This is a genomic window from Streptomyces sp. NPDC050528 (assembly GCF_044457795.1).
Classification (GTDB): Bacteria; Actinomycetota; Actinomycetes; order Streptomycetales; family Streptomycetaceae; genus Streptomyces.
This window is the reverse complement of record NZ_JBITHH010000006.1, coordinates 106,834-130,429: the sequence shown is the minus strand read 5'-3', so window position 1 is coordinate 130,429 and position 23,596 is coordinate 106,834. Positions and strand designations below refer to the sequence as shown.

Below are 23,596 nucleotides of genomic sequence, written 5' to 3'. Positions count from 1 at the left end.
CTCAGCCCGCCTCGGCTGCCTTGAGGCTCTGCACGACGTACTCCACGAGCCGGCCGACGGTGAGTTCGATGATCTCGTCGAACTCCATCCCGGCCAGGAACTCGGCGAAGTTGACCTTCGTGCCGTAGTGCTCCTGGAGCAGCCCGGCCAGGGTCACCAGGTCGATGCTCTCCAGCTCCAGGTCGCGGTTGAAGGTCGTCGACATGGTGATCTCGACGTCGTCGACGCCGTACTCGTCCTCCAGGAGCGCGGTCAGCATGCCGGTGAGGTCGGCGAGGACGGCGTCCTCGGTGGTGGGGGTCATCGGTCGTACTCCTCTTCGTGCGCGGGTCCCGTCGTCCAGGCCACGACGTAGGTCCTGTCCGGCAGATTGGGGGGATTGCCGGCCGGCTCGTAGTGCACGGTGTAGGCGCGTTCCAGCCGCCCCGACACCAACAGCTTTGATCCGGGGGCCACTTGGAAGACGGCGAAGTCACGCGGCCGGCCCCGGAAACCGGTGCCCTCCGCCTTGGCGACCGCCTCCTTCGCCGCCCAGAAGCGGGCGAACCACAGCGCCTCGGACTCGCCGGTGGCGGCCAACTGCGCTTGCAGCAGCGCCAGTTCCTCCTCGCCGAGGGCAGTGGTGAGGGTGGCCGGGGGGCGTTCCACGACCTCCTCGATGTCGATCCCGGGGCCGGGACCGGGGGCGTGCGGCCGGACGATCGCGACCGCCGCCTCGGCGCGGTGAGCGAGCGAGACGTCCAGCGGGGGCAGGGTCCGGCCGTGCAGACCGGTGACGTACGGGCGGCCCGACTCGTCGTTGTGGACCCGGATTTCGGCCGGATAGACCGGCCCCTCGCCATGGCCCCACAGCCACTGCCGTACCGCGTCCTTCACCGCGATCCGGCCCAACAGCCACTGCCTGCGGCCGCGCGGCGGATGCTCCTCGTACTGCGAACGCTCCACGCTGCTCAGGGAGTTGCGCATGATGAGGTCGCGGGAGGCGAGGTCGGGCCAGCGCTCGTTGAGCAAGGTCCGGCCGCCCGGACGGGCCTCGGAGAGGGTGTTGCGCTCGGGGAAGCGCTCCACCGGCCTGGTCTGCGGGTCGTTGTCGAAGCGCCGGTCCTGCCAGCCGGTCAGCTCCGCCCACACCACGCCGTCGACCGTGAGCTGTACGTCGGCTTCGAGCGCGGTGTCGGTGAGCGAGGTGATCCGCACCAGGCAGTCCACCTCCGTGCCGGGGCGCGGATGGGGGCCGTAGAAGCGCATCTCGCGCATGCCGACCGGGAAGACCACGGTCCGTTCGGTGAGGGTCGACATGATCCAATAGCCCAGGATCTGGCCCACGTTGTCGAGCAGGGCGCCCGGGGCGGAGGGTGTGGTGATCACGCCGCGTACGTGGCGGTCGCCGATCGCGGTGAGTTCGGTGACGCCCTGGAACGCCGGGCCGTGGAACATCCAGCGCTCGTCGTAGAGATGGGACGCGGTGTGGTCGGGGACGCGTTCGGTGGTGGGGTCGGGGCGGGGGTGCGGTGGGGGCGATACGGCGTGGGCGGGGGCCAGTTCGACCACACCCCGGGCGTGCGGGCCGAAGGAGACGGCGAGCCGGTCGGGGGTCTGGGTGACCACCTTCACCGGCACGTCCACCGACGGCGTCGCCGTCAGCCATCGGTCGAAGCGCGCTTCGTGCACCGCGACCGCGCGCATGCCGGGGGCGGCCCGTTCCGCCGCCTCGATGATGTGCTGCACGATCGTGGTCGCCGGGACGACCGGCCAACGGTCCGCCACATCCGGCCAGTTGGGGCGTTGCGGGAAGAAGCAGTGGTCCATGAGGTAGGGCATGGACCCGGGGGAGACATGGACCGTGGTCTGCCACTCCCGTGGGGGAGCGGGAGGCGCGGCCGCGATGCGGGGTGCGGGGGCGGACATGGCCGGTGCGCTACGACGGCTGCCCGCGCTGATGAGTTGGGCGGCCGTGTCGGCGGTGTCGCGCATGAGGGCGTGCAGTTCGGCGGCCGCAGGGAAGCGGTCGGCGAGGGCGTCCAGGGGCGAAAGGGCCGCCAGGGTAGGGGTGTTGGCGGCGGCCGGTGTGCGTAGTTCCGCCCGGAGCTTGACCAGAGTCGGGGCGTCGAAGGACACGAGTGCGCCGTCCATGTCCAGCCGCACCGGGGGCCGTTCCCGTCGTAGAGCCGGTTTCTGGGGGGCCAGTGTCACCGGGTCAGTCGTTCCGCCCGCCGCCCACAACGCCATGGCCACGCGCCGGAGTTGGGCCAGTCCGGAGCGGTGGGGCGAGTTGGCGGCGACGACCAGATGATCGCGTCCGCTGAGGGTGGCGTCGATGAGGGAGCCGAGTTGGCCCGTGCCGACCTGGACGAACGCGCGATGGCCGGCCGCGTACATGGCCTCGACGAGTTGACGGAACCGGACGGGTTCCAGGAGGTGGCGGATGAAGAGTTCGCGGACCGCCTTCTCGTCCGAGGGGTACGGCGAGGCGGTGGTCCCGGACCAGAGGGGGACCGTCGGCGGGTGGAGGCGGAAGCGGTTCGTGGCCTCTTCGATCGGGGCGAGGTAGGGCTTCAACATCGGTGTGTGGAAGCCGGATTGGAACGGGAGGACCTGGCTCAGGACGCCCTGGGCGCGGAAGGACCGCACGAACTCGTCCACGGCCTTGTCCGGGCCGCACACCATCGACTGGCCCGGCGCGTTGTCGTGGGAGAGGACGATGCCGGCGTCCGGCCAGTCGGCGGCGAGCGCCGCGAGCACGCGCTCGGCCGGGGCTCCGATCGCCCCGAAGGCGAGGCCGGGGACCGTCACCGAGTCGGGGTCGAACGCCTCCATGAAGTCACTGACCTCGTCCGGCGCATACACCCCGGCGGCCGTCATCGCGGTCCACTCGCCGACACTGTGTCCGGCGACCGCGTCCGGTACGACACCCATCTTGCGCAGCGCCGCGTCCAACAGTCGCCCGACACCGACGACATCGAAGCCGTGACGGCCGATGTCCCCTACCTGTGCGGGGGTTGAGGACCGGTTCTCACGGAGTCCGAAGTGCGCGGCGACGTCCTCGACCCGGGGGGTGAAGTCGCCCTCCAGGCCCGGGAAGACGAACGCCAGCTTTCCCGCGCCAGGCCCGATCAGCGGGCTCGGCGTGAACCACACATCGCTGCGGCCTTGCCACGCCCGGCCCTTGGCGACCGCCCGGCGGGCCAGCGCGAGGCGCTTGGCGTCCGGGGCGACGATGCCGAGCCGTGAACGGCCGGTGGTGGCAGGGGAGTTGTGTGCGGCCAGGAGGGCGGAGTCGTCGGCGTTCAGCAGCGCCGCGAGAGCCTCGGGGCTGTCGGCGGCGAGCATGAGCACGCGTTCCGGTTCGGCCACGGAGGCAGCGCTGGCGGGGGCGTTCGTGCGTCGCGGTTCGTCGGCCACCGCCGTCGATCGTGTTGCGCGCGCGCCCGGCGCCTCCTCCAGCACGACGTGCGCGTTGATGCCGCCGAACCCGAACGCGTTGACTGCCGCCCGTCGCACTGGTTGTTCGGGAGTCGTCTCCCAGGGCGCCGCCTGCTCCAGCGGGCGGAACCGGGTCGCCGCGAGCGCGGGGTGCGGGTCGTCGCAGTGCAGGGTCGGCAGCAGCATCCCGTGGTGGACGGCGAGGGCGGCCTTGACCAGACCGGCGACTCCGGCGGCCGGCATCGTGTGGCCGATCATCGACTTCACCGAGCCGATCACCGCACGGCCGTCGGAAGTGCCCGTGTCCCCGAACACCTCGGCCAGCGTGGCGAGTTCGGCCGCGTCACCGGCGGGCGTCGCCGTGCCGTGCGCCTCAAGGAGGCCGATGGAGCCGGGCAGTGCGGGATCCAGGCCCGCCGCCTCCCACGCCTGGCGTACGGCGTGGGTCTGGCCGGTCGAGTCGGGGTTGACGAGGCTCGCGGCGCGGCCGTCGCTGGACACGCCGGTGCCGCGGATGACGGCGTAGATCCGGTCGCCGTCGCGTTCGGCGTCGGCGAGCCGCTTGAGGACGACGACTCCCGTGCCCTCGCCGATCAGGATGCCGTCGGCGTCACGGTGGAAGGGGCGGATGCGCTGGCTCGGGGAGAGCGCGCGGAGTTGGGAGAACACGCTCCACAGCGTGATGTCGTGGCAGTGATGGACACCGCCCGCGAGCATCAAGTCGCAGCGCCCGGCGGCCAGTTCGGTGACCGCCTGATCGACGGCGATCAGCGAGGACGCGCAGGCCGCGTCCACCGTGTACGCCGGGCCGCGCAGATCGAGGCGGTTGGCGACGCGGGACGCCGCGAGGTTGGGGACCAGGCCGATGACCGACTCGGGGCTGTCGGGGCCGAGCCGCTCGGTGAACGCGGTGCGGATGCGGTCGAGTTGGCCGGGGTCCAGGTCGGGCAGCAACTCGCCCAGAGTGCGCACGAGTTGGCCCGCCGTACGGACCCGCTGATCGAGGCGGACCAGCCCCGGGGTGAGATAGCCGCCCCGGCCGAGCACGACACCGACGCGCCGCCGGTCGGGCAGGCGGCTCTCACCGCCCGCGTCGGCGAGGGCGGCGGCGGCCACGTGGAGGGCGATGAGCTGGTCGGGTTCGGTGCCGGGCACCGAGTTCGGCATGATGCCGAACCGGGTGACCTCGACCTCGGCCAACTCGTCCACGAATCCGCCGCGTCGGCAGTACACCTGGTCGGCGACGGCCGGACCGCTCGCGGAGTCCGGGCGGTAGTAGTCCGCGTCCCACCGCCCGTCCGGCACCTCGCTGATGGCGTCCGTGCCGCCCAGCAGATTCCGCCAGTACGCGTCGAGGTCGGCGGCGCCGGGGAGCAGCACCGACATTCCCACGATGGCGACCGGCGCTTGACGGTCCGTCATGGCTACCAGCCCGAGGCGGTGTAGACGACGGCCCCTGCCGACTCGTCGCCCCAGGCGAGCTCGCGCAGCAGGGCCGCGGTGCCCTCCTCGGGGTCGATCAGCGAGATACCGCGCCGCGCGTACTCGCGTCCCAACTCCGGTGTGACCATGCCGTGGTGACCACCGGTCGGCGCCCAGGGACCCCAGTGCACGGTGAGCGCACGGTGTCCGGTGCGGGCGGCCCAGTCGGTGCCCAGGCTCTGCAGCGCGTCGTTGGCGGCGGCGTAGTCGACCTGGCCCCGGTTGCCGAGGACGGCCGAGATGGAGCCGAACAGCACGGCGAAAGCAGGGCCGTTGGGAAGCTCCTCCAGCGCCGACAGCAATGTCTCGGCGCCGTGCGTCTTCGTGCCGTAGACCCGCTGGAAGGACTCGGTGGTCTTCTCGGCGATCAGCCGGTCCTCGATGACGCCGGCCGCGTAGACGACACCGTCGAGGCGGCCGTGTTCGGCGTGGATCTCCTTGACCGCCTGGAGCGCGGCGTCCGGTTCGCGGAAGTCGACGGAGTGGTAGCGGGCCTCGCTGCCGAGGGCGGTGAGTTCGTCGAGGGTCGCGGTGATCTCCCGCTGGGCGAGCAGGAGTTCGGCGGTCCGGTTGATCTCGACGGGGGTGAGTCCACCGCTGTTGCGGGCGAGGGCGGCACGCAGTTCGGCCGGGGTACGGGCGCCCGCGCTTGCCGGGTCCTCGGGTCCTGCCGGTGCGGGGGTCCTGCCGAGGAGTTCGATACGGCACCGGGACGCGGCGGCGAGTGCGACGGCGAACTTCGCGGTGATGCCGCGTGCTCCGCCCACCAGCAGGACCACCGAGTCGCGGTCGAGCCCGATCGCGGCGGCTTCGGCGACGCCGTCACCGGCGGGTCCGGCACCGTTGGTCGCGAGGGCGCCGAGCGGCGTCTCGGTCAACTCAAGTCCGTGCCGTCCGGCGGCAGTTCGCAGGACGACCGGCTCGGTGTCGGGCGCGAGCAGTTCCGATATCAGCGCGTCGGCGACAGCGGCCGGGGCGGTGTCCGCCACCTCGACGACCCTCGCGACGGTGTCCGGGTACTCGCGGGCCACCGTACGGAACAGGCCGTGCAGGCCCGCCGAAGCGCCGTCCGCCCCCTGTACCGCGAGGAGTTGGCGCGGGTTGCGGCGCAGGGCGGCCTGGAACACCGGGAACGCGTCCGGCAGCACCGGCGCCGATGCCGTGAGCGGGGCGAGGTACAGGATGCCGTCCACCTGGCCGTCGGCGTCGGTGAGTTGATGCTCGGGGCCCACGGTCACCGTGTCGGCGCCGTAGGAGGAGAGCCGCGCTGCGACCGTCGTCGGGACGTCGCCGTCGCCGTAGAGGACGAACCGTCGGCCGCTCAGCACGGATGCCGGGTCCGGCGGGTTGTCGCCGTCCTGGTGGGCCAGCAGTACCGGGCGCAGTTGGAGGCGCTTCGGCGCGGAGCCGGTGACCTCGTCCTGCGGGGCGTTCGGGGAGGTGTCCTTAGGGGCGCCGGTACTCGGGGGAGTTTCGTCCGCCGCCGTGGGTTCCGTCAGCCGTGCCGACAGCCAGCCCGTGACGGAGGCCGCCGTGCGGGCCTTCGCCAGGTCTTCCAACTCGGCGTCGTCCAGCGTCGCGACGTCCATCCCGCCGCCGATGCCCAGGCGTTGGGCCAGTTCGCCGGCGATCTCGGCGCGCTTGATGGAGTCGATGCTGAGGTCCGCCTCCAGGTCGAGGTCGGGCTCGATCATGTCGACGGGGTAGCCGGTGCGTTCGCTGATGATCTCCAGGACGACCCGGAGCACGTCGGCCTCGGTGACGGCTTCGGGTGCTTGGGGTGCGGCCAACTCGGCCACAGCCGTGGGTTGTTGAGGTAGGGGTGCTTCGGCCGCCGGCAGGGCGGGTATCTGCGGCAGTGCCTCGACCACGGCGGGCGCGGGTGCGGGCACCCACGTTCCCTGCGGCACCGGTCCCTGCGTCGCGCCGAAGTACGTCAGCAGCACATCCCGTTGCGCGGCCACCATCTCCCGGCTGGTGCGCAGGAATTCGGAGATGAGCGCGTCCCTGTTCGCCTCGACGGGGGCACCGCCTTGAGGGTTCGTCGTCACAGTCGTCTCCACAACGCGTCGGGCCGGTGCGAGCGCACCGGGCAGGAGTGCTCCGGCGGCGGTACGGACCAGTTGTCCGTCGACCGTCCAACCGGGTCGCGAGGGCACGGGAGTCCGGGCGGCGTCGACGGCGTCGCGCCCGTTGAACAGCCAACCGGTCCGCACCGGCAGCCCGGCGACGGCCAGTTGGGCCAGCGCGTCGAGCCAGCCGCGCAGCCCGCTGTTCTGGTTGGGCTCGCATGCGACCGTGCGGTGCGGGCGGTCGCCGAGGATCTGGTCGACCAGCCGGGTGAGCACGGAACCGGGACCGGCCTCGACGAAGACCCTGGCTCCCGCCTCGTACATCGCCTCGATCTCCGCGACGAAGCCGACCGGGGAGCCTATCTGCGCGGCGAGTTCGGCCCGGACCGCGTCGGCGTCCTCGCCGTAGGGGGCCGCCGTGCGGTTGGACCACACCGGGAACTCGGGGGCGAGGACCGGCCGTTGGGCGAGAGACTCCGCGAACCGTTCGCCCGCGGCCGCCACCAGCGGGCTGTGGAAGGCGCAGGCGACGGGGATGCGCTTGGCGCCGAGACCGGCGTCGCGCAGGAGGCGTACGGCGGTGGCGACTGCCTCCGTCGGGCCCGAAATCACCGTCTGGCGGGGCGAGTTGTGGTTGGCGATGACGACGGAGTCGGGTGCGTTCGCCGTCTTCAGGGCCTGCTCGACGTCCTCGGCACCGGCGGCCACCGCGGCCATCGTTCCCGGGTCGTCCGCGCCGGTGGCTTCGAGGATCGCCGCGGCGCGCTCGGTGCTCAGTTCCAGCAGGGCTTCCGGCGTGATCGCACCGGCCGCGCACAGGGCGACCAACTCGCCGTAGCTGTGCCCGGCCGCCATGTCGGGCCGTACGCCCGCCTCGGTGAGCAGGGCGTGGGCGGCCAACCCGGCGATGCCCAGGGCGGGTTGCGCGACCCGGGTGTCGGTGAGGCCGGCCTGCTGGCGGTCGCGGGCGGTGTCGTCGAAGGCGGTCGGCGGGTACAGGGCGTCGGCGTGGTCGCGGCCGAGGTGCAGATAGTGCTGCAGCTCGGGGAACGCGATGAAGACGTCGGCGAGCATGCCGGGGCGCTGACTGCCTTGACCGGGGAAGAGGAAGGCGACCTTGCCCGTGTCCCCTTCGGGGTCCGCCACGTGGATTCCCGAAGTGGGGTCGTGCTCCCCTTCGAGGGCCCGCCGCAGTTGCCCGACCAACCCCTCGACATCCCGTGCCACGACGGCCACTTGGACCGGATCGAGCCGGGCATCCGCGCGCCGCGACGCGCTCAGCGCGAGGTCGCGCAGTTTCCAGTGCCCCGTCTCCGCGAGCTTCAGGATCTCCTCGATGCCTCGCCGCGCCGCCGCCCGGTCCGCACTCCGGAACGTGAACAGCTCGGCGGGCCACGCGTCCAGACCCTGCGCGGGCGGAACCGCCTCGCCGTAGGCCCCGATCACCGCATGGAAGTTGGTGCCGCCGAAGCCGAACGCGCTGAGGCCCGCGACGCGTTCCTCGGCGGGGGCCGCCCACGGCCGGGGCCGGGCGTGGAAGACGAACGGGCTGTTGTCCGCCTGCCAGGCCGAGTTGGGCTGCTTCATGTGCAGGGTGGGCGGCTTGACGCCGGTGTAGAGGGACAGCACGGTCTTGATGAGACCGGCGAGTCCGGCGGCGCACTTCGTGTGCCCGATCTGGGACTTGACCGAGCCGAGCGCGCAACTGCCGTTCTCCGCGCCGGACTCGGTGAACACCTCGCTGAGGATGGAGAGTTCGGTACGGTCGCCGACCACTGTCCCGGTGCCGTGCGCCTCGACCAGGCCGACCTCGGAGGGGGAGACGCCCGCGTTGCGGTACGCCCGCTCCAGCGCGGCCCGCTGTCCCTCGGGGCGGGGTGCCGTCAGGCCCAGGGAGCGGCCGTCGCTGGAACTGCCAACTCCCTTGATGACGCCGTAGATCCGGTCGCCGTCCCGCTCCGCGTCCGCGAGCCGCTTGAGGACCACGCAGGCGACGCCCTCGCCGAGCGCGATGCCGTCCGCCGAGTTGTCGAAGGCGCGGGAGCGGCCGGTGGGGGAGAGGGCGTGCACGGAGGAGAAGAGGACGTAGTCGTTGATGCCGTTGTGGAGGTCGGCGCCCCCGCACAGCACCACATCGCTGGTGCCGCCCACGAGTTCCTTGCAGGCGACGTCGACGGCGGCCAGCGAGGACGCACAGGCCGCGTCGACGGTGAAGTTGGCGCCGCCGAGGTCGAGACGGTTGGCGATGCGGCCCGAGATGACGTTGGAGAGCATGCCGGGGAAGGAGTCCTCGGTGAGCGTGGGGAGTTGCTCCTCGATGCCCTGCGGGATCCTGCCGTAGTAGGAGGGGAGTACGGCGCGCAGCGTGGTCGCGTTGGACAGGTCGCTGCCCGCCTCCGCGCCGAACACCACGGAGGTGCGCGCGCGGTCGAACTCCCGCCCCCGGTCGCCGTATCCGGCGTCCTCCAGGGAACGCCGGGCCGCTTCGAGGGCCAGCAGCTGGACCGGTTCGATGCTGCCGAGGGAGGTCGGCGGGATGCCGTAGCGCAGCGGGTCGAAGGGGATGCGCGGGAGGAAGCCGCCCCACTTCGACGGGGTGGCGCCGTCCTTGTCGGCGGAGTAGTGCACGGCGGGGTCCCAGCGGTCGGGTGGGACCTCGTCGACGGAGTCGCGGCCGCCGAGGATGTTCGCCCAGAATGTGGGGAGGTCGGGCGCCTGCGGGAACATGCACGCCATGCCGATGACAGCGATGTCCAGCGGGGCCGGGGCCTCCGGCTCGACAGTCTCCTCAACTCCCAGGCGGGCGCGGGCGGTTCGCGCGCTGTCGGCCAGGAAGTCGGCGGCCTCCTCGGTCACCGAGCGGTGCAGGGCGTCGATCGTGGTGGTCGCCGAACGCAGCACGGCGACCTCGCCGGCCATGAACATCCCCTCGGCGAGCTGGCGTTGCTCGTCCACGGCGGTCAGCGCACCGTCCGCGCCCCGCTCCACACCCTTGCTGGCGATGCGCAGCCGGCCGACGTTGAGCCGCTCCAGCTTCTCCCAGATCTGCCGGTCCGGTACGCCCTGCTCGCGCAACTGGGCTTCGAAGTCGAGGTAGTTGTCGCTGAACGGGCTCGGTACGCAGCGGGTGGCGTGACCGGGCGCGGTCTCCAGCAGCGCGGTCCGGGTGGCCAGGACGACCTGTTCCTGGAACAGGGGCTGGACCGCTCCGCGCGTCACCGCCTCCTCCGTGAAGAGGTAGGCGGTGCCCATCAGCACGCCGACGGCCGCGCCGCGTGCGGTGAGCGGTGCGGCGAGGGCGGCCACCATCGCCGCCGAGCGTTCGTCGTGGACGCCGCCCGCGAAGAACACCTCGATGTGTTCCGCCGTATCCGCTGGTGCCTTCTCCAAGAAGTCGTCCAGGACGGCGAGTTGGGCCTCCCAGAGGGGGAAGCTGCCGCGCGGTCCGACATGGCCGCCGCACTCGGAGCCCTCGAACACGAACCTGCGCACCCCGGCGTCCAGGAACTGCCGCAGCAGCCCCGGCGAGGGCACATGCAGGAAGGTGGAGATCCCGGCCCGCTCCAGCGCCTCGGCCTGGGAGGGGCGTCCGCCCGCGATGATCGCGTGCGTGGGCTCCAACTCCCGTACGGCTTCGAGCTGGGCGTTGCGCATCTCCTCGGGCGCGAAGCCGAGCACCCCGACACCCCAGGGCCGGTCGCCCACGGCGGCGCGGGTCTCGGCCAGCACCGCCCGCGACTGCTCGCCGCTCGACAACGCCAGCGCGACGAACGGCAGGGCACCGCCCTCGGCGACGGCCGCGGCGAACTCCGCCTGGTCGCTGACGCGGGTCATCGGGCCCTGCGCGATGGGGAGTCGGGTACCGAGGGTCCGGCTCATCGGGGAACCGGCGCGCAGTGCGTCGGCCGGTGTCTCGTCCCGTACGGATTCCCTTATGGCGGACGTCAGTTCGCGCACGGTGCGACCCACGTCGCCCCAGCGCTCGGCGAAGCGCGCGGCGAGGAAGCCGTCCTGGCCGACCGGGAGGAGCTGGGTGCGCGGGTCGCGGGCGCCGAGCAGTTCGGGGACGCGGTCGGCGGGTACGCGCGGGGCGTCCGGGCCGCGTCGTAGGAGCACACGGTGGCCCGCCACCAGCGTGGTCTCCGAACCGTCCATCGAGCGGAGCGCGGCGGCCGCCGTCTCCGGCAGGGTCGACTCGGCGAGCAGGGCCAGTTGGCTGTCCAGGACGACGCCGGCCGCGCCACCGGCGACGGCCGCGGCCGCCGTGCGGGGGCCGATGCCGCCGCAGGCCCAGACCGGTACGTCCACGGCGGGGTCGGAGAGGAGGCGCTGAAGTAACACGAAGGTGCTCAACTCGCCCACGCGGCCGCCGCTTTCGGCGCCCCGGGCGATCAGTGCGTGCGCGCCGGCGCGGACCGCGGCCAGTGCCTGGTCCGGGTCGGTGACCTCGACCAGCACCCGGTGGTCCGCGGCCACCTCGTCGACCCGCCAGGGAGCGTCCACGGCGAGGACGACGGTGTGCGGCTTCTCGCCGGCGCCCGTCGTGAGGTCACCGGGAACGATCCGGCAGTGGGGTCCGACCCGTACCCCGAAGGGGCCGGGGGACCAGCGCCGTATCCGCGCCAGGGCCTCCCTGGCTCTTCGGTCGCCCGTTCCCAGGTCCAGTACGCCGAACCCACCGGCACGGCTCACGGCCGCCGCGAGTCGGGCATCCGGTTCATGGAACGGGGTGATTCCAATGATCATGCATTCGGCGCGCGCGACAGGCGTCATGATTCTCCGAATAAACGGTGAAATGGCACGGTGGGGGGTTTCGGCGGGGGTGCGCCGAACGTAATCGCAGAGGCGCAAGAGGGCTGATGGAAAGCTAGCCCCCCGGTTACTCGTCGGTCAACAACGGCAAGGTAAGCAACTGGTGGATGGGGGTGTTCCGGCCAGCGGGAACCGGCCCCCAAACAACCGAAAACCCTGCCAATTTCCTTCAGAGGGCACGCCACTCGGACCGCAGTGGCGCAAGCGGTCCAAAAGCCCCCGCTATTCATCCGAGGCTCACAGTCCCGAAACACCACTGACGGCAGGAAGGAATTATGTAAACGTTGGGTGTCGATGCCTCCTCGCATAAGCCGCGCTAGGTTGGCACCCATGAGCACACCGCGGGACCTGATGATCGTCGCCATGGATGTCGCACCCGAGCGCCCCGTCGAGACGGGTGATCTTTCGCTCGCGCTCGCCGGAGCGGAGGTGGTCGACCTCCTCGCCGCCGAAGCCGTCGTACTGGACGGCGACCTGATCGTGCCGAACCCCCAACTTCCCTTGGGGGACGGCCTGTTGGACGAGGCCGCAGCCGCGCTCGTGCGGGAGACGCCGTACGAGTCGGTCGAGGACTGGCTGTGGCGGCGCGGGCGGAGCCTGTCCTCCGCCTATCTCGCCGCGCTGGAGGCGGAGGGGCTGGTCGAGCGGCAGCGCGGGCGCTGGATCCCGGTCCGCACGGGCCGGACGGCCCTGGTCGACTCCCCGGCCCGCACCCACGCGGCCGACCGCTGGGCCGAGGGCGAGCCCGTCCTCGCCCAGCTCGCCGCGGCGGCCGGCATCCGCGAGGTCTCCGACGAGGACTCCGCGAAGGTCACCGACGAGTCGCTGGACACGGTCATCGCCGTGGTCCACGACGCGGTGACGGAGCTGGAGGCCGTACGGCAGCGGAAGAGTGTGGAGGACGCGGCGTACGACAATGTGTGGCGTGGGATGTGACGGTGATCTGTCGGCTTCGAAACACGACAACTGCCGATAAAACAGAGCCAGTTGATGATCCTGAGCCTCAGGTGACGACACGTCACCCATGGTAGGCACAAGGGCGTCGCTGAGCTAGAGCGAGCGGGGGCGCACGCTACCCGCGTTCACCGGGACGAAGCCGCCGCCCTGACAGGAACCTCATCGAACCGGGGCCGCCCCCGACCGAAACCTCACCGAAACGAAGCCGCCCCCAACGGAATCGTCACCGTGAACACCGTCGCCCCCGGCTCCGACGTCAGCTCCACCGTGCCGCCGTGTGCCTTCGCCAGGGAGCGGGCCACCGCGAGGCCCAGGCCGCTGCCGCCCCGGTCGCGGCTGCGGGCCTTGTCGACGCGGTAGAAGCGGTCGAAGACGCGGGCCCGGTCGTCCTCCGGGATGCCGGGGCCCGCGTCGGCGATCCGTACAGACGCCGTGCCGGCCGCGACCGACAGCGACACCGAGACCTCCGTGCCGGGCGGGGTGTGCACCGCCGCGTTGGTGAGGAGGTTGTCCAGCACCTGCCGGATGCGGACCGGATCGACGCGCAGCCGGACCGGGGACGCGGGCACCGACACCGTCAGCGGGTGGTCCCGGTGCCCGGCGCGGAACGCGTCCGCCGCCTGCCCCACCAGGTCCACCAGGTCCGCGTCCTCCGGCCGTAGCGGAGTCTCCACGTCCGCCGCGTCCAGGCGGGCCAGCAGGAGGAGGTCGTCGAGGAGGATGCCCATGCGGGCCGCCTCGGCGCGGAGCCGGGCCAGGTGCTTGTCGCGCTCCTCGGGGACGTTCGCCGCCGCGTACTGGAACAGGTCCGCGTAGCCGCGCACCGACATCAGCGGGGTCCGCAGCTCGTGCGAGGCGTCCGCGACGAACCGGCGCAGCCGCTGCTCCGCCTCCGCGCGCACCGCCAGGGAGTCGTCGATGTGCTCCAGCATCGTGTTGAACGCGGTACGCAGCTCCTCCACCTCGGGCCCGCCGTCACCCCGCTCGGCGCGCAGCGGCAGCCGGGCCGCCGACTCGCTGAGGTCGTGCGAGGCGATGCCGTGGGCCGTCGTCGCCATGTCGCTGAGCGGCCGCAGCCCGCGCCGCAGCAGATGCCGCCCTATGACCACCAGCACCAGCAGCGCCAGCGCGAACGCCACCACCTGGACCGTGATCAGCTGCCGTACCGTGCCCTGCACGTCCGCCAGTGGGGCCGCGCTCACCAGGACCACGCCGGGGTCGACCTTGCAGGCCCGCAGCCGGTAGGTGCCCTCGCCGTCGATCGTCACCGTGCGGGAGATCTCCGTGCTGGAGTGCGCCATCGTCTTGGCCAGGGCGCTGAGCGCCTTGGTGTCGTCCGGAACATCGGAGGGCTCGCGCAGTTTCGGGGTCGTGCCCGAGACGTCGTAGACCGCCGTGTACCAGCCGTAGTACGGCTTGCGCTCGACGATTCCGTGTACCTGGGCGTCCTTGGACTGGACGGTCTGGACGAGCTTCATCTGGTCGCTGACCTGGCGCTGGAGATAGTCCCGCATATACATCGTCAGGGCCGTGCCGACGATCGCGAACACGATCAGGGACAGGACGCCGACGCCCAGGGCGAGGCGGGTGCCCAGGCGTACCCGGCGCCAGTCGCGGCGCAGTCGTCGGATCATTCGGCTGCCTGCCGGATCACATAGCCGAAGCCGCGCACGGTGTGGATCAACGGATCGTGCCCCTCGTCGAGCTTCCTGCGCAGGCGGCTGACCACCAGTTCCACCACATTGGAGCGGCCGCCGAAGCCGTACTCCCACACGTGGTCGAGGATCTGCGCCTTGGTGAGGACGGTCGGCGACTTGCGCATCAGGTAGCGCAGGACCTCGTACTCGGTCGGGGTGAGGGTGACGAGGTGGTCCCCGCGCCTGACCTCTCGGGTGTCCTCGTCCATCGTCAGGTCGGCGACCCGCAGCACCGAGCGCGGGAAACCGGGCCCCGCGCTGCGCCGCAGCACGGTCCGCAGCCGGGCCATCAGTTCCTCGACCGCGAACGGCTTGACCAGGTAGTCGTCACCGCCCCGGGTCAGCCCCGCGACCCGGTCGGCGACCGCGTCCCGCGCGGTGAGGAACACCACGGGCACCATCGTCCCGGACCGCCGCAGCCGGTCCAGCACACCGAAACCGTCGAGGCCGGGCAGCATCAGGTCGAGCACCACGATGTCCGGTTTGAACTCGGCGGCCACGGTCAGCGCCTCCTCACCGGAGTACGCGCACGCGGCCTCCCAGCCCTCGTACCGGGCGACCGTCGCGACGAGGTCGGCGATCGGCGGGTCGTCGTCCACGACGAGGAGTCGAACTTTGTCCACTCGCACATAGTGCTTCACACACCGGCAGACGCCAGACCCGCGTCACCGTCCCACCCACATCGATAGCCACTTGAAAGTCGTCCGACAGGAAAACGACAGCGCCCCGAGGTCAAGCTCGTCTCCCAGGACCCGATCAAGGAGCTGCTGTCCGTGACGACCGTCCAATCACCCCCTGCGCCCCCCACGGCGATACGCCCCAGGGTGGTGGCCCGCACGAGCCTGTACGCCGTGCTGGCCGCGAACGTCGCCGTGGTGACCGTCTTCTTCGTCCAGGCGGGATTCGCCTCCAACTCGCTCATCGTCATCGGCCGCCTCCTCGGCCTCTACGGCGCCCTCGTCATGGCCTTCCAGCTGCTGCTGGTGGCCCGGCTGCCCTGGCTCGACCGCCGGATCGGCATGGACCGGCTCACCAACTGGCACCGCTGGACCGGCTTCGCGCTGCTCTGGACGCTGCTCGGGCACCTCGTGTTCATCGCCTTCGGCTACGCCCAGGGCACCGACACCGGCCCGGTCGGCGAGGTCGTCGACCTCGCGGAGACCACCGAGGGCATCCTGCGCGCGCTCGTCGCCTTCGCCCTGATCCTCGTCATCGGCGCGACCTCCGCCCGCTACGCCCGGCGCCGCCTCGCCTACGAGACCTGGCACTTCATCCACCTCTACACCTACGTCGCGGTGGTCCTCGCCTTCACCCACCAGGTCGCGGTCGGTACGACGTTCACCGCGTCCTCCGCCGCCACGACGTACTGGTACGCGGTGTGGGGCGTCGCCCTCGGCTCGGTCGCCCTGGGCCGCGTGATCCTCCCCCTGTGGCGCAACCTCCGCCACCAGCTGCGCGTGGAGGCGGTGGTCCCCGAGTCCGACAACGTCGTCTCGATCTACATCACCGGCCGCGACCTCCACCAACTCCCGGCCCAGGCAGGTCAGTTCTTCCTCTGGCGGTTCCTGACGAAGGACCGCTGGTGGCAGGCCAACCCGTTCTCCCTCTCGGCCGCCCCCGACGGCACCCGCCTCCGCCTCACCGCCAAGACGGCCGGCGCCGGCACGGCAGCCCTGCGCCACCTCAAGCCCGGCACCCGCGTCTTCGCCGAGGGCCCCTACGGCGCCTTCACCACCCTGCACCGCACGAAGCCGGAGTCCCTGCTCATCGCGGGCGGCGTCGGCGTCACCCCGATCCGCGCCCTGCTGGAGGACCTGGAGGGCCATGCGGTCGTCCTCTACCGCGTCTCCGCCGAACGCGACGCCGTCCTCTACGACGAGCTGGCCGAACTGGCCCGGGCCAAGGGCGCCCAGCTCCACCTGGTCACCGGCCCGCCCGTCCCCGACAAGCTCGCCCCGCGCGAACTCGCCCGCCTGGTACCGGACATCGCCGACCGCGACGTCTTCCTCTGCGGACCGCCGCCGATGATGAACGCGGTGCTGCGCAGCCTCGGCGACATGGGCGTGCCCAAGCAGCAGATCCACTTCGAACGCTTCAGCCTGGCGGGATGAGAGACATATCGTGAAGCGAGTCATACCTGTCCTGGTGCTGTCCGTCGCGGGCCTGATCCCCGTGTGGCGCTACGAGCCGTCGATCGGGACGACGACGAGTTCGGCGAGTACGCCGACCACGGAGGCGGTCTCGACACCGACCCCTACGGCCACCTCCTCGTCGTCGGGCTCCGCGTCGACCCCCTCCACGTCCGCGAAGAAGGTCGTCCAGGGCACCGCGATCAACACCTCCAAGGGCACCGTGCAGGTGCAGGTGACCTTCGAGGGCGACAAGATCAGCTCCGTGAGCATGCTCCAGCAGCCGGACCACCCGCAGACCACGGCGGCCGTCCCGGTACTGATCGAGGAGACCCTCAAGGCGCAGAGTTCGAAGATCGACACGGTGTCCGGCGCCACGATCACGAGCGACGCCTACGTCCAGTCGCTCCAGGCCGCGATCGACGCCAAGGGCGCGTGAGATGCGCCGAGTTGAGCACGTGATGGGTTTCCCGGTGTCGTTGCGCGTCGACGACGAGGGCATCGGGGACGAGGTGGCGGACGCCCTTTTCGCCTGGCTGCGCGAGGTCGACGCCCGCTTCAGCCCGTTCCGCCCGGACAGCGAGGTCTGCCGCTACGACCGGGGCGAGCTGCAACTCCGGGACCTCAGCACGGACTTGACCGAGGTGCTGGACCTCTGCGAGCAGTACCGGCTCGCGACCGGCGGCGCCTTCGACGTCCGGCTGCCCGGCCGGCCCCTCGACCCCTGCGCGGTGGTCAAGGGCTGGTCGGTGCAGCGGGCTGCGGAACTCCTCACCGCCGCCGGTGCCCGGCGCTTCATCCTCAACGCCGGTGGCGACGTGGTCGTGGCCGGCGGTCCGTGGCGGGTGGGCGTACGGCACCCCGAGCACGCCGATCAGCTGTGCACGGTCCTGGAGTTGACCGACGGGGCGGTGGCGACCTCCGCGCGTTACGAGCGCGGCGACCACATCGTCGACGGCCGCACCGGCGAACCCGCGACCGGCCTGCTCAGCATCTCCGTCGTGGCCGCTTCACTGACGGAGGCGGACGCCACGGCCACCGCGGCCTTCGCGATGGGCCCGGAGGGCGTCGACTGGGCCGCCGCCCGGCCCGGCTGCGAGGTGTTCGCGGTCGACGCGGAGCGCCGGGTCCGCCGTACACCGGGATTCCCGGTCGCGACGGTGGCTGCTTAGCGGCTCTCCTCACCCACGACAAGCGGAAGGGCCGCCGGGTTGCCGGCGGCCCTTCCTGTCGGGAAATGTGGCTGGTGGATCAGCTGACGTCGGAGGCGTCCAGGCGGTACAGGCCGCTGCTCGTCGAGGAAGAGGAGCTCGATGAACTGGAGCTGTACGCCGAGGACTTGACCGCCGTGCCGTGGGCCTTGACCCAGGCCGTGATCGCGGAGTTGGTGCCCTGGCCGCCGTCGCTGCTGACGATGATGTAGTGCAACTTGCCTGACTTCACCAGGGACTTGAGCTTGGCGAGGGTCATCGCGTTGTCGCTGCCGGACCAGCCGCCCATGGAGATCACGGGCTGACCCGACTCCAGGATGATCGAGGACGCCGTCTGGTCGGTGGAGACCGCCAGCAGCCAAGTCGCCCCGTCCTGGTGCTTCTTGAGGTAGGCGATCATCTCGGACGAGACCTGGGTGCCGCCGCCCATACCGCCACCGCCACCGGCCTGCTGCGTACCGGACTCGGAACCGGACTCCGAGGAAGTGGAGGAGTTCGAGGAGGTGGAGGAGTTCGAGCTGGACGAAGGCGCCGAACCAGTGCCCGAGGGCCGGGTGCCGGACGGGGCCGAACCACTGGGCTTCGTACCGGACTTGGTGCCGCTCGGCGCGCCGCCCATACCGCCACCGCCGCCGCCACCCATGCCGCCGCCCGTGCTCGGACCGGCCGTCGGGTTCGTGCCGTTGGTCGAAGATGTCGCCGCCGAGACCGAGTAGGCCGCGGGACCGGCGAGCAGGGCGACGACTGCCGCCAACGCCGCGAAGCCCATCAGGCGGTGGCGCTTGGTGAACCGGCCCACCAGCAGGCCCAGGACAGAAGCAATGCCTGCCGCGGCGACCACGATCTCCGCGACCGTGTACACCGTGCCGGAGCCGGAGACCCGCTGGAGCAGGACGACCGCCCAGATGGAGCTGGCCGCGATCGCCGCCGGGAGGACCCAGGCCCACTTGGCCGCCGAACCCTCACGGAAGGCGCGGTAGAGCAGGACCCCGCCTGCACCGGCCAGGGCCGCGATACCGGGTGCCATGGCGGTGACGTAGTACGGGTGGAACGTGCCCTCGGCGAGCGAGAACGTCAGGAAGTGGAGGACGAACCAGCCGCCCCAGAGCATCAGCGCGGCACGCTTGGCGTCCGTGCGGGGAGCGCGGCCGCGCAGGACCAGGCCGCCGACGAGGGCGATCGCCGCGAAGGGGATCAGCCAGGAGATCTGGCCGCCCATGATCTCGTTGAACATCCGGTACAGGCCCGAACTGCCGCCGAACGACGCCCCGTTGCCCTGCGAGCCGACCGAGGAGCTGGCGCCGAAGATGCGGCCGAAGCCGTTGTAGCCGATGACCAGGTCCCACACCGTGTTGTCGGTGGAGCCGCCGATGTAGGGGCGGGAGGACGCGGGGATCAGGTCGACGATCACCATCCACCAGGCGCTGGAGACGACCAGCGCGACGGTGGCGACGGCGAGGTTGCGGATGCGCTTGCCGAGGGAGACGTTCGTGGCCCAGAGGTAGACGAGGAAGAACGCGGGCAGGACGACGTACGCCTGCATCATCTTGGTGTTGAACGCGAAGCCGATCGCGACCGCCGACCAGACCAGCGGCATCAACTTGCCGTTGCGGACCGCCTTCATGAGGGCCGCGGCGCCGAGCATCATCAGCAGGACGAGGATCGGGTCCGGGTTGGTGTCCCGCGTGATGGCGACCGTGATCGGGGTGAGGGTGAGGACGATCGCCGAGATCGTGCCCGCCACCGCTCCGAAGTCCCGCTTCACCTGGCGGTAGAGGAGGGCGACCGAACCCGTGCCCGCCGCGACCATCGGCAGCATCAACTGCCAGGTGCCGTAACCGAATACGCGGGCGGAGAGGCCCATCACCCACAGGGCGAACGGTGGCTTGTCGACCGTGATGAAGCTGCCGGAGTCGAGCGCGCCGAAGAAGAACGCCTTCCAGCTCTTGGTGCCGCTGTAGACGGCCGCGTCGTAGAAGGTGTTGCCGGTGATCGAGGTGAGGTTCCAGGCGTAGAGGGCAGTGGCGAGGAGCAGGATCGCCCACAGGGCCGGGCGGGCCCAGCGCGGGTCGTCCTCCGGGCCCGTGAAGAGCCTTCTGGCACGGGAGTTGAGGCCGCCGTCGGCGGGCGGGCCCGCGCGGTGCGAGCGGCGGGCGCTCTCCTGACTGGGGGGCGGGGCGAGGGTCGTCATGACGCGTACTCCAGGTGTTCCGCGGAAGAGGCGGGCGCCCCGACGGGCAGGACAGGGGTGGTGGTGCGGGTGCGGCGGGGTACGGCGGCGATGCGGGCGCGGCCGGTGACGGACTTCTTGAACATGCGGCGCATGCCCTTGAGGTCGTCGAGGGCGGTGCGGACGATGTCGACACGGCTGTCGGGGTCGTCGGTCCAGTCGACCGGGACCTCGTGGATACGGAGCTTGTTGCGCTGAGCGAGGACGAGGAGTTCGGTGTCGAAGAACCAGGCGGTGTCCTCGATGTGCGGGGCGAGCGCCAGGAACACGTCGGTGCGGACGGCCTTGAAACCGCACTGCGCGTCCGAGAAGCGGGCCGCGAGCCCTGCCTTGAGGAGGAGGTTGTAGGAGCGGGAGATGAACTCCCGCTTGGCGCCGCGCCGTACGGCCGACTGCCGGTGCAGCCGGCTGCCGATCGCCACGTCGCTGTGGCCGGAGAGAAGGGGAGCGACCAGGGGCAGGAACCCTTCGAGGCCGGTGGACAGGTCGACGTCCATGTACGCGACCACGTCCGCTCCGGAGCGACTCCACACGTGCTTCAGCGCGCGGCCCCGGCCCTTGGCGTCGAGGTGCACGGCGTGCACGTGCGGCAGCCGCTGGGTGAGGGCGAGCGCCTCCTCCCAGGTGGAGTCGGTGCTCGCGTTGTCCGCCACGGTGATCGTGAACGGGAACGGGAAGGACGTTTCGAGGTATGCGTGGAGACGGCCGACACTGCCGGCGAGGACGTGCGCCTCGTTGTACACCGGCACCACGATCTCGACCGACCGCTGCCGGACGCCTCCCGCGTTCTGTTCGTTCATGACGGTGACTTTCCGGGCCCTGGCTAGGGCGTTCCTGTGCCTTCGCTGAACGGTCGATGAGAATCAGCGGACTCACAGGAAGGGCACAGTCGATCCGCGTCGAACCCCTAGACAACGGCACCGAAAAGCCCTCAGGTGCCCGCCAAGTTCCCGCAACACAAGCCGTCTAGACTCTCCCCTCAACGGCCAGAGACAGCGGTCAGGAACGGGCAGTTTCTGCCACATCCGAAGGGTATTCGGCGTTTTGATACGGATAGATTCAGTCACCAAGCGGTACCCGGACGGCACGGTGGCGGTCGACCAACTGTCCTTGGACATACCGGACCGCTCGATCACCGTCCTCGTCGGCCCCTCCGGCTGCGGCAAGACGACCACCCTGCGCATGATCAACCGGATGATCGACCCCAGCGAGGGCACGATCTCCCTGGACGGCGCGGACATCACCAAGCAGCCGGTCAACACGCTGCGCCGGTCCATGGGTTACGTCATCCAGAACGCCGGGCTCTTCCAGCACCGCACGATCGTCGACAACATCGCGACCGTGCCCCGCATGCTCGGCTGGGGCAAGGAGAAGGCCAGGGCGCGGGCCACCGAACTCATGGCGCGGGTGGGCCTCGACAGCTCGCTGGCCAAGCGGTACCCGTACCAGCTCTCCGGCGGCCAGCAGCAGCGCGTCGGTGTCGCCCGCGCTCTCGCCGCAGACCCGCCGGTGCTGCTGATGGACGAGCCGTTCTCCGCCGTCGACCCCGTCGTCCGCAAGGGTCTTCAGGACGAACTCCTGCGCCTCCAGGAGGAGTTGGGCAAGACCATCGTCTTCGTCACCCACGACATCGACGAGGCGATCAAGCTCGGCACGATGGTCGCGGTGCTGCGCACCGGCGGCAAGCTCGCCCAATTCGCCCCGCCCGCCGAGCTGTTGTCCGACCCGGCGGACGCTTTCGTGGAGGACTTCCTCGGCACCGACCGGGGCATCCGCCGCCTCTCCTTCTTCTCCTCGGCGGGCCTCGACCTCAAGACGTCCCCCATCGTCGCCGTCGACTCCACCGCCGAGCAGATCGCCGAACGCACCACCCCCGACGTGCCGTACCTCCTCGTCACCGACCTGGACGGCAGGCCGCTCGGCTGGAGCGAGCCCGGCGCGCTGACCGCCGGAGCCGTCGACACCGCCCAACTCCTCGCCTACGGCCGCCCGTTCGAAGCCGGCAAGGACTCGCTGCGGGCCGCGCTGGACGGGGCGGTGCTGTCGCCGACCGGGTGGGCGGTCGGCGTGGACGGCACCGGGCGCGTGGTCGGTGTCGTGTCGCAGGGGGCGGTGGGCGAGGCGATCCGCAGCGCCCACGCGGCGGGCCGCGACGGCACGAAGGCCCTCGGATGAACGACTGGTTCCGCATCCCCAGCGACCTCCAGAACAGCTACCTCGGCCTGATCGGCCTGCACCTGCGCGAGGCCGTCATCCCGGTCCTCGTCGGCCTGGTGGTCGCGCTGCCCATCGCCCAACTCTGCGTGCGGCTGCGCTGGTTGTACCCGCCGGTGCTCTGGGTGACGACCGTGCTCTACGCGATTCCCTCGCTGGCGTTCTTCGTCGTCCTCATCGACTACACCGGCCAGACCGAGACCACCGTGATGATCCCGCTCGGCGTCTACAGCCTCGTGGTGTTCGTCCCGGCGATCGTGGACGGCGTCCGCTCGGTGCCCCAGGAGACCCTGGACGCGGCCACCGCGATGGGCCTCGGGCCCGTACGCCGGTATCTCCAGGTGCAGTTGCCGATCGCCGTGCCCGCGATCATCGCCGGGCTGCGGGTGGCGACCGTGTCCAGCATCTCCCTCGTCAGCGTCGGCATGCTGATCGGCAACCAGGGAGCCCTCGGCAACCTGCTGAACGACGGCCAGATCTACCACCAGCCACGCCTGATCTGGCTCTCCGTGATCACCACGGCCGTCCTCGCCATCGTCGTGGACGCCGTCCTGGTCGGCGTACGGCTGCTCCTCACGCCCTGGATGCCGCGCGGCACCCGCAAGGCCCGCCCCGCCGAGGACCGGCCGGAACCGGCCGAACCCGTACTGGAGGACGCAGCCCGGTGAACGTACTCCACTACATCAACCTGTTCTTCAGCGACAGCAGTCACTGGCACGGCTACGACGGCATCCCCACCCGGCTCGTCGAGCACGTCCGGTACTCGCTGATCGCGCTCGCCATCGCCTCCGCCATCGGCCTCCCCATCGGTCTGCTGACCGGCCACACCGGACGCGGCGGCAACACCCTCTCGCTCATCGCCACCGCCGCCCGCGCCCTGCCGAGCTTCGGGCTGCTGGTGCTGATGTTCGTGCTGATCGGCTTCGGCCTGGTCCCGGTGATGATCCCGCTGGTCGTCCTCGCCGTACCGCCGATCCTGGTCACCACGTACGAGGCGATGCGCTCCGTCGACCCGTCCCCGGTCGACGCGGCCCGCGGCATGGGCATGAACGAGACGAGCGTCCTGTTCCAGGTGGAACTCCCGGTCGCCCTCCCGCTGATCCTCAGCGGCCTGCGCTCGGCCGCCATCCAGATCGTCTCCACGGCCACCATCGCGGCCTACGTCAGCCTCGGCGGCCTCGGCCGCTACATCATCGACGGCCTCTACCAGAAGAACTACGAGAAGGTCGTCGGCGGCGCCACCCTGGTCGCCGGCATGGCGCTGATCACGCTCGGCGTCTTCTGGGGCATCGCACGGCTCGCGGTGTCACCCGGGGTCCGTAGGAGCAACTGAGCCACTGAACACCCGTACACGCAAAGGGAGATGGGG

Annotated in this window: 14 protein-coding genes; 7 read left to right on the top strand and 7 right to left on the bottom strand. The window is 71.1% G+C overall.

The annotated features are described in order from the left end of the window. Position 1: 1 nt before the first annotated feature. Genes ACIBK4_RS22110 through ACIBK4_RS22100 form a run of 3 tightly spaced genes read right to left on the bottom strand, consistent with a single transcriptional unit; the run spans position 2 to position 11,723 of the window. A complete protein-coding gene (locus ACIBK4_RS22110; protein ID WP_398996653.1) occupies positions 2–304 on the bottom strand; it encodes an acyl carrier protein in 303 nt (100 codons plus the stop codon). Further along, the gene (locus ACIBK4_RS22105; RefSeq protein ID WP_398996650.1) at positions 301–4,845 is read right to left on the bottom strand and encodes a beta-ketoacyl synthase N-terminal-like domain-containing protein; all 4,545 of its coding nucleotides are present in this window, start codon (positions 4,843–4,845) and stop codon (positions 301–303) included. Before ACIBK4_RS22105 ends, ACIBK4_RS22110 begins: the two co-directional genes overlap by 4 nt. 2 nt (positions 4,846–4,847) lie before the next feature. Next, positions 4,848–11,723, bottom strand: coding sequence for an SDR family NAD(P)-dependent oxidoreductase (locus ACIBK4_RS22100; RefSeq protein ID WP_398996648.1), 6,876 nt, complete (start codon positions 11,721–11,723; stop codon positions 4,848–4,850). 396 nt (positions 11,724–12,119) lie between these two features. Between ACIBK4_RS22100 and ACIBK4_RS22095 the strand changes: the two genes are divergently transcribed. Continuing rightward, positions 12,120–12,725, top strand: a complete 606-nt coding sequence (locus ACIBK4_RS22095; RefSeq protein WP_398996646.1) for a GPP34 family phosphoprotein — start codon at positions 12,120–12,122, stop codon at positions 12,723–12,725. Positions 12,726–12,937: 212 nt separating this feature from the next. On the opposite strand, the gene ACIBK4_RS22090 is transcribed toward ACIBK4_RS22095, so the two are convergent. Next, complete coding sequence (locus ACIBK4_RS22090; protein WP_398996644.1) at positions 12,938–14,380, bottom strand: sensor histidine kinase; 1,443 nt, start codon at positions 14,378–14,380, stop codon at positions 12,938–12,940. Continuing rightward, a complete protein-coding gene (locus ACIBK4_RS22085) occupies positions 14,377–15,066 on the bottom strand; it encodes a response regulator transcription factor (RefSeq protein ID WP_398996642.1) in 690 nt (229 codons plus the stop codon). The genes ACIBK4_RS22090 and ACIBK4_RS22085 overlap by 4 nt, the downstream gene beginning before the upstream one ends. Positions 15,067–15,216: 150 nt before the next feature. Here ACIBK4_RS22085 and ACIBK4_RS22080 point away from each other — a divergent pair, with 150 nt between their 5' ends. Genes ACIBK4_RS22080 through ACIBK4_RS22070 form a run of 3 tightly spaced genes read left to right on the top strand, consistent with a single transcriptional unit; the run spans position 15,217 to position 17,744 of the window. Further along, positions 15,217–16,554 (top strand): ferric reductase-like transmembrane domain-containing protein, encoded by a 1,338-nt coding sequence (locus ACIBK4_RS22080; protein ID WP_398996640.1) that lies wholly within the window; start codon positions 15,217–15,219, stop codon positions 16,552–16,554. A 10-nt stretch (positions 16,555–16,564) separates the two neighbouring features. Further along, complete coding sequence (locus ACIBK4_RS22075) at positions 16,565–17,011, top strand: FMN-binding protein (protein ID WP_398996638.1); 447 nt, start codon at positions 16,565–16,567, stop codon at positions 17,009–17,011. A gap of 1 nt (position 17,012) precedes the next feature. Beyond that, positions 17,013–17,744, top strand: coding sequence for an FAD:protein FMN transferase (locus tag ACIBK4_RS22070; protein ID WP_398996636.1), 732 nt, complete (start codon positions 17,013–17,015; stop codon positions 17,742–17,744). Positions 17,745–17,823: 79 nt separating this feature from the next. Here the strand turns inward: ACIBK4_RS22070 and ACIBK4_RS22065 are convergent, their stop codons facing one another. Together ACIBK4_RS22065 and ACIBK4_RS22060 are read right to left on the bottom strand one after the other, a co-directional pair. Then, on the bottom strand, positions 17,824–19,974 hold the full coding sequence (locus ACIBK4_RS22065) for an ArnT family glycosyltransferase (RefSeq protein ID WP_398996634.1): 2,151 nt from the start codon (positions 19,972–19,974) through the stop codon (positions 17,824–17,826). After that, entirely contained in the window at positions 19,971–20,813 is an 843-nt protein-coding gene (locus ACIBK4_RS22060; protein ID WP_398996632.1) for a dolichyl-phosphate beta-glucosyltransferase, read from the bottom strand. The genes ACIBK4_RS22065 and ACIBK4_RS22060 overlap by 4 nt, the downstream gene beginning before the upstream one ends. Before the next feature lie 244 nt (positions 20,814–21,057). On the opposite strand from ACIBK4_RS22060, the gene ACIBK4_RS22055 reads away from it, so the two are divergent. The 3 genes from ACIBK4_RS22055 to ACIBK4_RS22045 are packed head-to-tail and all read left to right on the top strand — an operon-like array spanning position 21,058 to position 23,560. Beyond that, positions 21,058–22,188, top strand: coding sequence for an ABC transporter ATP-binding protein (locus ACIBK4_RS22055; RefSeq protein ID WP_398996630.1), 1,131 nt, complete (start codon positions 21,058–21,060; stop codon positions 22,186–22,188). Further along, positions 22,185–22,895 (top strand): ABC transporter permease, encoded by a 711-nt coding sequence (locus ACIBK4_RS22050; RefSeq protein WP_033281458.1) that lies wholly within the window; start codon positions 22,185–22,187, stop codon positions 22,893–22,895. The genes ACIBK4_RS22055 and ACIBK4_RS22050 overlap by 4 nt, the downstream gene beginning before the upstream one ends. Beyond that, positions 22,892–23,560 (top strand): ABC transporter permease, encoded by a 669-nt coding sequence (locus ACIBK4_RS22045; RefSeq protein ID WP_366429404.1) that lies wholly within the window; start codon positions 22,892–22,894, stop codon positions 23,558–23,560. Before ACIBK4_RS22050 ends, ACIBK4_RS22045 begins: the two co-directional genes overlap by 4 nt. Positions 23,561–23,596: the final 36 nt, after the last annotated feature.

What these genes read in the sequence shown, in the direction of transcription:
- ACIBK4_RS22110 (WP_398996653.1), bottom strand. Translation starts at nt 304, where the DNA reads ATGACCCCCACCACCGAGGACGCCGTCCTCGCCGACCTCACCGGCATG.
- ACIBK4_RS22105 (WP_398996650.1), bottom strand. Translation starts at nt 4,845, where the DNA reads ATGACGGACCGTCAAGCGCCGGTCGCCATCGTGGGAATGTCGGTGCTG.
- ACIBK4_RS22100 (WP_398996648.1), bottom strand. Translation starts at nt 11,723, where the DNA reads ATGATCATTGGAATCACCCCGTTCCATGAACCGGATGCCCGACTCGCG.
- ACIBK4_RS22095 (WP_398996646.1), top strand. Translation starts at nt 12,120, where the DNA reads ATGAGCACACCGCGGGACCTGATGATCGTCGCCATGGATGTCGCACCC.
- ACIBK4_RS22090 (WP_398996644.1), bottom strand. Translation starts at nt 14,380, where the DNA reads ATGATCCGACGACTGCGCCGCGACTGGCGCCGGGTACGCCTGGGCACC.
- ACIBK4_RS22070 (WP_398996636.1), top strand. Translation starts at nt 17,013, where the DNA reads ATGCGCCGAGTTGAGCACGTGATGGGTTTCCCGGTGTCGTTGCGCGTC.
- ACIBK4_RS22065 (WP_398996634.1), bottom strand. Translation starts at nt 19,974, where the DNA reads ATGACGACCCTCGCCCCGCCCCCCAGTCAGGAGAGCGCCCGCCGCTCG.
- ACIBK4_RS22060 (WP_398996632.1), bottom strand. Translation starts at nt 20,813, where the DNA reads ATGAACGAACAGAACGCGGGAGGCGTCCGGCAGCGGTCGGTCGAGATC.
- ACIBK4_RS22050 (WP_033281458.1), top strand. Translation starts at nt 22,185, where the DNA reads ATGAACGACTGGTTCCGCATCCCCAGCGACCTCCAGAACAGCTACCTC.